This is a genomic window from Streptomyces sp. NPDC091209 (assembly GCF_044757755.1).
GTDB lineage: Bacteria > Actinomycetota > Actinomycetes > Streptomycetales > Streptomycetaceae > Streptomyces.
The window spans coordinates 272,125-282,182 of record NZ_JBIVVR010000013.1 but is presented as its reverse complement, the minus strand read 5'-3'; the positions used below and the strand labels follow the sequence as shown (position 1 = coordinate 282,182).

Below are 10,058 nucleotides of genomic sequence, written 5' to 3'. Positions count from 1 at the left end.
TGACAGCAGAAGTCCGTGCTTCCGGCGGCAATAGTGCTCACCTCCTGGCGGCTACGGAACCAAGCATTCCCCGGCTCCGTAGCTCCCATTAGGCGGCAGGCGCGGGCGGCGGCCATCTCGTCGGCCTGCGGCGTGGGCGTACGAGACCGTGCGGGACGGGGTAGGCCGGATTTCAAGGACGGTGTCGTTCGAACCGGACGAGATCGAGGTGCACATCAGCCGTGATCGGCAGAGCCTGGAACCGGGCGGAACGTCATCTCGCACGAGTGGCCCTCGACCTCGACCTCGACCTCGACCTCGACGAAGCGTTGCCTGATCGACGGGCCGGACCGCTGCCGCCGTATCCGGAGGAGAGCTACCACGAGAAGGAGGACCCGATGCCGTCGCTGCTTTCGGTGAATGTCGGTATGCCGAAGAATGTGCCCTGGCAGGGCCGGACCGTCTTCACGGGCGTGTGGAAGTACCCGGTGCGCGGACCTGTCATGGTGCGGCGTCTGAACATCGACGGCGACGGACAGGGCGACACGGCCGGCCACGGCGGTGAGCAACGGGCCGTGCTGGTCTACCAGATCGCGTCGTACCGGCACTGGAAGCAGCACTTCGGGCGCGACGACCTCGGGCACGGCCAGTTCGGGGAGAACCTCACCGTCGACGGCCTTTCGGACGACGAGGTGTGCATCGGTGACCGGTACCGCATCGGCGAGGCCGAGTTCGAGGTGACCCAGCCGCGGGTCACCTGCTACCGCGTGGGGATGCGTCTCGGCGAACCCGAACTGCCCGCTCTGCTGGTCAGCCACCACCGTCCCGGCTTCTACATGCGGGTCCTGCGCGAAGGGCTCATCCAGGCCGGCGACGCGATCACGAAAATCGGGTCCGGACCGGGCACGCTCAGCGTGGCCGACACCGACGCACTGCTCTATCTGCCTGACCGGGACCCGGAGAAGCTGCGCCTGGCGGTGAACATCCCTGCCCTGAGCCCCGGTTGGCAGGGCTCGTTCCGTGAACTGATCGAGGCCGCGGAGGATCCGGGCGCCGCCGCCCCGGCCGGCACGACGTCGGCTTGGGACGGCTTCAGGGCTCTGCGCGTAGCCGACGTGATTCCCGAGAGTGCCACCGTCTCCTCGATCCACCTCGCCGCCCCGGACGGCTCCCTGCTCCCTCCCGCCCGCGCGGGCCAGTACCTGACACTGCGGGTGCGGGGAGCCGGGCATCCTGCCCCCGTGCGCAGCTACTCGCTGTCCTCGGCACCCGAGGGCGGCCTCTATCGGATCAGCGTCAAACACGAACCGCGAGGCGCCGCCAGCGCGTATCTGACCACGAAGCTGCGACCGGGCGCGATGCTCGACGCCGCGGCGCCCCGAGGCGACTTCGTGCTCCAGGAGGGCACGGGCCCGGTCCTTCTCATTTCCGCCGGTATCGGTCTGACTCCGGTACTGGCCATGCTGCACGAGCTTGCGGCCTCGTCCAGCGCCCGCGAGGTCTGGTGGATCCACGGTGCCCGCAGCCCCCAGGAACACGCACTGGCCGCCGAGGCACGCGCCCTGCTCACCGCGCTGCCGCACTCCCACGAGCACGTGTTCTACAGCGCCGCCCGGCCGGGCGACCACAGTCACCGTCACGCCCGGCCGGGACGCCTCACCAAGGACAACCTGATCGCTCTGGGAATCCCGGCAGACGCGACCGCCTACGTCTGTGGGCCGGCCTCGTTCATGACCGACATCAAGGACGCGCTCACCACTGCCGGAGTCGACCCTGGCGCCGTCCACTCCGAGCTGTTCGGTGCGCTGCCCTCGATCACCCCCGGCCTGACCGGGCAGAGCGGTCTGCGGCCGCACCAACCGCCCGGCCCACCCGGGACAGGCCCGGTGGTGACCTTCGCCCGCAGCGGTATCTCGACACCGTTCGCGGACGGGCGGGGCAGCCTGCTCGAACTCGCCGAGGCATGCGACGTGCCCGTGCGCTGGAGCTGCCGGACCGGGGTGTGCCACACGTGCGTCACCTCTCTCCTGTCAGGCGAGATCGCCTACACCTCTCCCCCGCTCGAGGCTCCCGCCGCGGGACAGGCACTGATCTGCTGTGCCCGTCCCGACACCGATCTCGTCCTGGACATGTAAGGACGGCCCAGGTCATGACCACACCAGTCCCGCCGCGAGTGCGCCGCTGAGGCGTGCGCGGCATCGGCCCGGTCGACGCCCCACAAGACCCGCACGCCTGCGGCGAGGGCGTCGGCTACTGCCGGTCTGCCGTTACGGAACGTCGAGCCCGAGGTCCGATCCACTGAGCGTGACGACGACCAGCCACGCGCAACACAGCAGCACGAGAACCACTCCGCCCGACGCCGACACAGGCTATTGATCAGGCATACAGCACCATGCGCCGATCCGACCCGTCGTGATAGTCAGAACCAGTGATCGGTCAACTCCCCCTTGATGAGCAGCTGGACGCCTTGCGGACGGTCCTCTCACGCAATGAAGTCTTGACGGAGGTGCTGGCCAGAGCTGCGACGCTGGATCTGCCTGGCTGGTACGTGACTGCGGGCTGCCTGTTCCAGACAGTCTGGAACGTCGTCACTGACAGGCAGCCGACCAGCGGCATCAAGGACTACGACGTCTTCTACTTCGACAGCTCCGATCTGTCCTGGGAGGCGGAAGACGCGGTGATCAATGCTGGGCAGGAGGTGTTCGACGGGGTGCCGGCGGAGGTGGAGATCCGCAACGAAGCACGCGTGCACCTCTGGTACGAGGAGAAGTTCGGCGTGCCGTGCCGGCCGTACGAATCCACCGAGTCCGCGATCGACTCCTTCGCTGCGACGACATGCTGCTTGGGAGTGCGGCTGGAGCCGGACGGACGCTGGCGCGTCTATGCCCCTCACGGACTCTCCGACGTGTTCAACCTCGTTGTCCGCCCCAATCCGGCGCTTGCCCCGCGGACCGTCTACGAGACCAAGGCATCGCGGTGGAGGAGCCAGTGGCCCGAACTCTCCGTGCTGCCCTGGCCGGGCTGATACCCGGTCGTCCTGCCCGTCTCGACGCTTGCGGGTCAGAGCGAGGCAGCCTGTTCAGCGCGGGCTTTCGTCCGGGCGAGGCGGTATGGGTCCGTGCCGGTCTCGATGATGGCCGCGTCGAAGCGCCCTCCAAGGCCGGCTGAGCCCCCGCGAACCGCATGCCGACAGCCAGTCAACCCGCTCCCCGCCCCAGGGGACCGTCGGCCCGGTGTCGGCTGTGGCGGCTGGCATGATCCGCTGCAGGTTCGGACTTCCTCCGGCGTCACCATGCCGGGCCTCAGGGAGAGTTCTCCACGGAGGGTGCCGGTGAGTTCATGGGAGAGCGACCTCGCCTACCGGGCGGTGGCGCGGGCGTTCGTGGATGGGGATCCGCTCCAACAGGCGGGAGGGCCTCTCGACGTCCGCGCGGTGGTGGCGGGCATCCGTACGGAGGCCAGGGACGGGTTCCTGCTTGAGGAGGTGCCCTGGGACCGCTTCCCGGAAGGTGCCGGCGTTCGGAAGCACATGGAGCGGCTGCGCGCGGGCGACGCCGTCCACACTTCCCTCGGCATGCTCATCGGCCTGTGCGCCAACGACATGAGGGCCGCAGTGGCGCCGACGGCGCCCTTCCTGATCCGGATCGGTACCGACCCGGAGGCCGACCACCGCGTCGAGGCTCTGGCGGTGGCAGCCGAAGTGGCGCGCTTGCGGCACCAAAGTGGGAAACGGCCTGCGCCGCTGCATGCGCACCATGCTGCGGCCCGACACACCTGACGCCGAAGACCACTTGGACGACCCGTGGTCCTGACCGTTCCCGGGTCAGCACCCCCGAGGCCTGGAACCGGGTAGCAGCCCCACCCTCGCAGCAGACCCAGCCGCTCCAGGCCTTGACGGGGCAACTTGAGGGAGTCCAGGTCCTCACCGATCCGTTCGCGCGGATGCTCTGCGCCTGTCGCGTCGCCCTGACGGCGATCCGAATCCCCCTGTCCTGCTCCACGGGAGCCCGATCCCTCCCCGGCCCGGGAGCCGGGGCATCCTCGCGGGAACCCGGTCACGCCTAGATGAGCGCCGCGGACAGCAGCACCGCGACGAGACGCCAGATCCTGGTACGACTTGACGTTGCCGGCACCCGGAATGTCCACTTCGTGAACTCGCGGAGTTGTCGGGGGCTGGAGCGATGCCCACCCAGGAGACACCGAATCGGGGGGCACATTTCCAGAACACCGGACCGCGACACCTCTGCCGTCGTGTTGTCGGCGACACACCTCGCGTGAAACAAGTCACGGTTGCTCACTGTGCCGAACAACCTGCTCCACCATGTAAGTTCCTGCGTCCAAGGGGTGCGGACTCCCCCTGATCACATATGTGTGCCGCCAGATCTGCGCCCCCTGAGGGAGACATTGCCATGCCCGCACAAGAACCGGCCCACCACCCGCCCCAGCGCATCGGGGTGGTGGCGGAGTCCACTCCCGGGGAGACCCGTGTCGCGGCGACGCCCGCCACCGTGCGCCAGTTGGTGGGGCTGGGCTACGACGTCGTCGTCGAGTCGGACGCCGGCACGGCGTCGGGCTTCGCGGACGACACCTACGGTGAGGCGGGGGCGCGGATCGGCGACGCCTGGCAGGCGGACGTCGTGCTCAAGGTCAACTCCCCTTCGCCGGGCGAGATCGCGCGCGTGCCCGACGGTGCGACGCTGATCGGGCTGATCAGCCCGGCCCAGCAGGCTGACCTCCTCGCGGAACTCGCGAGCCGACCGATCACCGTACTGGCCCTGGACGCGGTACCGCGGATCTCGCGGGCGCAGTCGATGGACGTGCTCAGTTCCATGGCCAACATCGCCGGCTACCGAGCCGTGATCGAGGCGGCGCACGTGTTCGGGCGTTTCTTCACCGGCCAGGTGACGGCCGCGGGCAAGGTCCCGCCCGCGAAGGTGCTGGTGGCCGGCGTCGGTGTGGCCGGGCTGGCCGCCATCGGCGCCGCTTCCAGTCTCGGTGCGATCGTTCGGGCCACCGATCCGCGACCGGAAGTGGCCGACCAGGTCCGGTCGTTGGGCGGCGAATACCTCGCGGTGAACGTGGCGCAGGAGGAGAGCACCGACGGCTATGCCAAGGCGACCTCCGCGGACTACGACCGTGCCGCAGCCGAGCTGTACCACGGGCAGGCCAAGGACGTGGACATCGTCATCACGACCGCGCTGATCCCGGGCCGCCCCGCCCCACGCCTGCTCACCGCCGAGGATGTGGCGGCGATGAAGCCCGGCAGCGTCATCGTCGACATGGCCGCCGCCCAGGGCGGCAACGTCGCGGGAACCGTCGCGGGCCGCACCGTGGTCACGGACAATGACGTCACCATCATCGGCTACACCGATCTCGCGTCGCGGCTGCCCACCCAGGCCTCACAGCTGTTCGGCACCAACCTGGTGAACCTCCTCAAGCTGCTGACCCCCGGCAAGGACGGCCGGCTGGTCATCGACTTCGACGACGTGGTCCAGCGTGCGGTGACCGTCGTACGCGAGGGCGAGATCACCTGGCCCCCACCGCCCGTGGCCGTCTCGGCCTCGCCCGCCGCGCAGCCCGCCCCCGTGGCAGTGGCCGCGGAGCCGAAGGAGCCGCGGCTCACCCCGGCGGCCCGGTTCGCCCTGATCGGCGCCGGCATGCTGGCCATGTTCGCCCTGGTCGCCTTCGCCCCCGCGCAACTCGCGGCGAACTTCACGGTCTTCACGCTGGCGGTGGTGATCGGCTACTACGTGATCGGCAAGGTGCACCACGCGCTGCACACGCCGCTGATGTCCGTCACCAACGCGATCTCCGGGATCGTGGTGATCGGGGCGCTGCTGCAGATCGGGCACGAGAGCGCGGTCGTCACCACGCTCTCGTTCGTGGCGATCCTGCTGACGAGCGTGAACATCTTCGGCGGCTTCGCCGTCACCCGCCGCATGCTGTCCATGTTCTCGAAGGGCTGAGCCGCAATGACGTCAACCACAGCCTCCCACGCGGCGGATCTGGTCGCCGCCCTGCTGTTCATCCTCAGCCTGGCGGGGCTGTCCCAGCACCGCACCTCCCGTGCCGGTGTCGTGTACGGCATCGCCGGCATGGCCCTCGCCCTGGTCGCCACCGTCGTGCTCGCGGCACAGAGCATCACCGCGGGCGCGGTCGTGCTGATCGTCGTCTCGATGGTGCTCGGCGCCGCGATCGGCATCTGGCGGGCGCGGCAGGTCGAGATGACCCAGATGCCCGAGCTCATCGCCGTGCTGCACAGCTTCGTCGGTCTCGCCGCGGTACTGGTCGGCTGGAACAGCTACCTGGAGGTCGAGGCGCACGGGGCCGCGCAGACGCACGTCACGGCCGACCTGCTGGCGATCCATCACGCGGAGGTGTTCATCGGCATCTTCATCGGCGCGGTCACCTTCACCGGTTCGATCGTCGCGTTCCTCAAGCTGTCGGCGCGCGTCAAGTCCCGTCCGCTGGTACTGCCGGGCAAGAACGCGCTCAACGTCGCGGCGCTGGTGGCGTTCGTAGCGCTGACGGTCTGGTTCACGGTCAGCCCGAGCCTCGGCCTGATGATCGCCGTGACGGTGCTCGCACTCGTCCTGGGCTGGCATCTCGTCGCCTCGATCGGCGGCGGTGACATGCCCGTCGTCGTCTCCATGCTCAACAGCTACTCCGGCTGGGCCGCCGCCGCGGCGGGATTCCTGCTCGACAACAACCTGCTGATCGTCACCGGCGCGCTGGTCGGATCCTCGGGTGCCTACCTGTCCTTCATCATGTGCAAGGCGATGAACCGGTCCTTCCTCTCGGTCATCGCGGGCGGGTTCGGCATCGAGGCTCCCGCGACCGGGGACCAGGAACAGGGCGAGCACCGCGAGATCCACGCCCAGGAGGTGGCGGATCTGCTGACGCAGGCCCGGTCGGTCGTCATCACCCCCGGCTACGGCATGGCCGTCGCGCAGGCGCAGCACCCGGTCGCCGAGCTCACGCGTCGCCTGCGCGAGCGGGGCGTGGAGGTCCGCTTCGGCGTCCACCCCGTGGCGGGCCGTCTGCCCGGGCACATGAACGTGCTGCTGGCCGAGGCCAAGGTGCCGTACGACATCGTGCTGGAGATGGACGAGATCAACGACGACCTCGCCGACACGTCGGTGGTCCTGGTCATCGGCGCCAACGACACCGTCAACCCGGCCGCGACGGACGACCCCACCAGCCCGATCGCGGGCATGCCGGTGCTGCGGGTGTGGGAGGCGGAACAGGTCGTGGTCTTCAAGCGCTCCATGGCCTCCGGCTACGCCGGCGTGCAGAACCCGCTGTTCTTCCGCGAGAACAGCGGCATGCTCTTCGGCGACGCCAAGCAGAGCGTCGAGGAGATCCTTCGCGCCCTCACCTCCGACCCCCGTAGCCAGGCGCCGAGCGAAGCCGCCCTCACCCGCTAGGGCCCGCACCCCGGCGGCCCGCGTCCGCTTCGCGCACGGCCGCATCGCCGTCTCTGTCCCTTTGCCGGCACGGCCCACCGCCTCCCACGCGCCTCCTGCGCGTGGGAGGCGGTGGGCCGTGTGCTTTCCGGGCTCGTTGCCCCGTCGAACGCTGGGGCGACACCGCACTGGGGAGGCTGTCAGTGTGCCGGGCCGGTGACTGCTCGGGGCCACGCCTGACCTTCACCCTCCGGGCCCGGCGCCACGGCGCCGGGCCTCGCCGACGGCCGCCAGAGGTACCGCTACCTCCACGCCCGAGCCGAACAGGCGCCCCTCCGCATGGACATGGGGCGTCAACGGTCCTTGGCCAAGTCGACGAGTTCCGCGAACAGGCCCCCGGCATTCACCAGGTCCTCGTACGTGCCCTGTTCGATGACTCGGCCTTTGTCCATGACAAGGATGCGGTCGGCGAGCCGCGTATTTTCGAGCTGATGAGTGACGACGATCGTCATGCGCTCGACGGCGATCCGCTTGATCTCCAGGAAGATGGCGTGCTCACCACGAGCGTCCATCTGCGAGGTCGGCTCATCCAAGATCAGGAGCGGCGTCTGCCGGTACAACGCGCGGCCGCACACGAGTCGCTGCCACTGCCCTCCGGACAGTTCGGCGCCTCCGAACAGCTCCTTGGCGAGGAGGGTATCGAGCTGCTGAGGCAGCTTCTCGATCGCTTCACGCATGCCGACGGCGTCGACGACGTCCCACACCGGCCCGTCGTCGAATGTCCTCGGCTGGCCGAGGGTGATGTTCTCGCGGGTGCGCAGCGGCCAGCAAGCGAAGCCTTGCGGGACAAGGGCGGTGCGCTTCCACACGGCATCGGGGTCGGCCTCGGCGAGGTCGATGCCGTCCCACAGGACGCGGCCCTTGTCGGCGAGCAGAATGCCGGTGATGAGTTTGGCCAGGGTCGACTTGCCTGAGCCGTTCTCGCCGACGACGGCCAGGATCTCCCCGCGGCGCAGTGTCAGCGACACGCCTGCGACCGCTGCTTCCTCTTTGTCGGGGTACTGGTACACGACCTCGTCGAGGCGGATCTCCTCCACGCGTGCGGGGATGGTCGATTCTCCGCGCTTGGGGGCGCGTTCACTGGCCAATTCGAGGAAGGACCGCATGTCGGCCAGGTAGAGCGAGGTGTGGAACATCGCGGCGCCGTGGATGACGAACTGGGAGAGCGCGGCCAGTGTGGTCTGGACGGCCACGACGGCTGTGGCCGCGATGGGCAGGGCGACTCGGCCAGTGGTCGCCAGCCAGGCGAGGGTGGCCCAGGTGCCCAGCAGGAACATCCCGCCCAGGGCGCTGGTGGCCAGGACGATACGGAGCATCCGCGGGGCTGCGGTCATGGTGCGCTGGTCGATACGGTCGGACAGGGCGCGGTACCAGTAGATGAGATAGCCGGTCATGCCGTTGGCGCGGACCTCGTCGCCGTAGCGGGAGTAGGTGGCCCACCAGCGCATCATGGAGCGCACGTTGCGGTCGCCGACGTTGAGGTAGTGGGTCTCGTAGTCGACCCGCGCGGACAGCACTGCCCCGGTGCCGGCCGGGAGCACGGCGAGCAGGAGCAGGGGCAGCATCAGCGGGTGCAGCGCGGTGATGACCCCGCTCGCGGCGATCATGCGGATCAGGGCGGACGTGAACCGCTGGGAGTCCTGCACCATCATCCGGGTCCGGGTGACGCCGACTTCGGCGGCCTCCTGCCGGTCGGTGAATCCGTCCTCGCCGTACGCGGCCGACTCCACGCGGCACACGGCGGCGACGAGGGCGATGTCCGCTTCGGTCGTCAGAAGAGGGGTGATCCGTCCGTCGGCGTACGAGGACAGTGCGCTACTGATCCGCCCCATGCCCGCAGCCGTCGCCACCGCGATCAGCGCGGGAAACGCGGCGTGCAGACGTTCGGACACGGCACCGGGAGTGAGGAGGTGAGTCATCGCCTGGGCGGTGAACGCGAGGACGACGGCAGCCGCGATGCCGGTGAGCAACTGGCAGACGAGGAGCAGCACGACGCCGGTCCTGTCGACAGCCCACGCCATCCGCGCGGTGTGTCCGAGCACGGAGGGAAGGCGTCGGCACATGGCCCCGAAACCGGCGTCCGCAAGCGGGTTCTTCCCGTGCTTGCCCTCGAAGGTGATCGTGGCCGGGGGTGGAGGGGGAGGCGTCTCCTTGTTTGCAGTCGAGGCGTCAGTCACCGTCACCTGTATCCCTCCTTGGGGGGCGATGCCGCACCTGGATGGTTCGGCGGTGCACGGCATAACGACGCACCACGGGATTCGAACGCGCTCGATTCCGGACGCGCTCGGGCCCTTGAAACACAAGGGGTCGACCGCGTGGCCACCGTGATGGGGCCGCCCTGGGGCACCGAGGATTGGCCGAATCGCCGACGTCTGGAACGCCTGTTACGCAAGGAGGACCCGCCGGCCTGCCGCTGGAGGACAGGTCCTGCGTGCCCACGTCACGCTTGAGTGCCCGGCGGGCGGGACACTGCCGGGTCCGGCGGGCGGGACACTGCCGGGTCCGGTGGGCGGGACACTGCCGGGGCCGACAGTGCCGGTGCATCAGTCGCCGCACCACCCCGGCCGACGAGCAGTCGATCCGGACCTTCCCCGTCCATCAGGCCTCGGATCC

6 protein-coding genes are annotated in these 10,058 nt (G+C 69.3%); 5 read left to right on the top strand and 1 reads right to left on the bottom strand.

The window, feature by feature from the left end; translation table 11 throughout:
- The first annotated feature begins 377 nt into the window (after positions 1–377).
- From ACIQRL_RS32385 to pntB, 5 genes are all read left to right on the top strand, one after another.
- Positions 378–2,114 carry an MOSC domain-containing protein gene (locus tag ACIQRL_RS32385; protein WP_401338243.1) on the top strand — a complete coding sequence of 579 codons (1,737 nt, stop codon included), beginning with the start codon at positions 378–380 and terminating at the stop codon, positions 2,112–2,114.
- A 293-nt stretch (positions 2,115–2,407) separates the two neighbouring features.
- Entirely contained in the window at positions 2,408–3,004 is a 597-nt protein-coding gene (locus ACIQRL_RS32380; protein WP_401338218.1) for a nucleotidyltransferase family protein, read from the top strand.
- Positions 3,005–3,310: 306 nt separating this feature from the next.
- Positions 3,311–3,757: a hypothetical protein gene (locus ACIQRL_RS32375; protein ID WP_401338216.1), complete on the top strand. Its 447-nt coding sequence runs from the start codon at positions 3,311–3,313 to the stop codon at positions 3,755–3,757.
- 631 nt (positions 3,758–4,388) lie between these two features.
- Positions 4,389–5,945, top strand: coding sequence for a Re/Si-specific NAD(P)(+) transhydrogenase subunit alpha (locus ACIQRL_RS32370; protein WP_401338214.1), 1,557 nt, complete (start codon positions 4,389–4,391; stop codon positions 5,943–5,945).
- A 6-nt stretch (positions 5,946–5,951) separates the two neighbouring features.
- Complete coding sequence (pntB, locus tag ACIQRL_RS32365; protein WP_401338212.1) at positions 5,952–7,406, top strand: Re/Si-specific NAD(P)(+) transhydrogenase subunit beta; 1,455 nt, start codon at positions 5,952–5,954, stop codon at positions 7,404–7,406.
- Between the two features lie 332 nt (positions 7,407–7,738).
- Here the strand turns inward: pntB and ACIQRL_RS32360 are convergent, their stop codons facing one another.
- A complete protein-coding gene (locus ACIQRL_RS32360; RefSeq protein WP_401338241.1) occupies positions 7,739–9,622 on the bottom strand; it encodes an ATP-binding cassette domain-containing protein in 1,884 nt (627 codons plus the stop codon).
- Between the last annotated feature and the right edge of the window lie 436 nt (positions 9,623–10,058).

Bases quoted from the DNA above. Each gene is read 5' to 3' on its own strand.
- ACIQRL_RS32385 (WP_401338243.1), top strand. From the start codon at position 378: ATGCCGTCGCTGCTTTCGGTGAATGTCGGTATGCCGAAGAATGTGCCC.
- ACIQRL_RS32370 (WP_401338214.1), top strand. From the start codon at position 4,389: ATGCCCGCACAAGAACCGGCCCACCACCCGCCCCAGCGCATCGGGGTG.
- pntB (WP_401338212.1), top strand. From the start codon at position 5,952: ATGACGTCAACCACAGCCTCCCACGCGGCGGATCTGGTCGCCGCCCTG.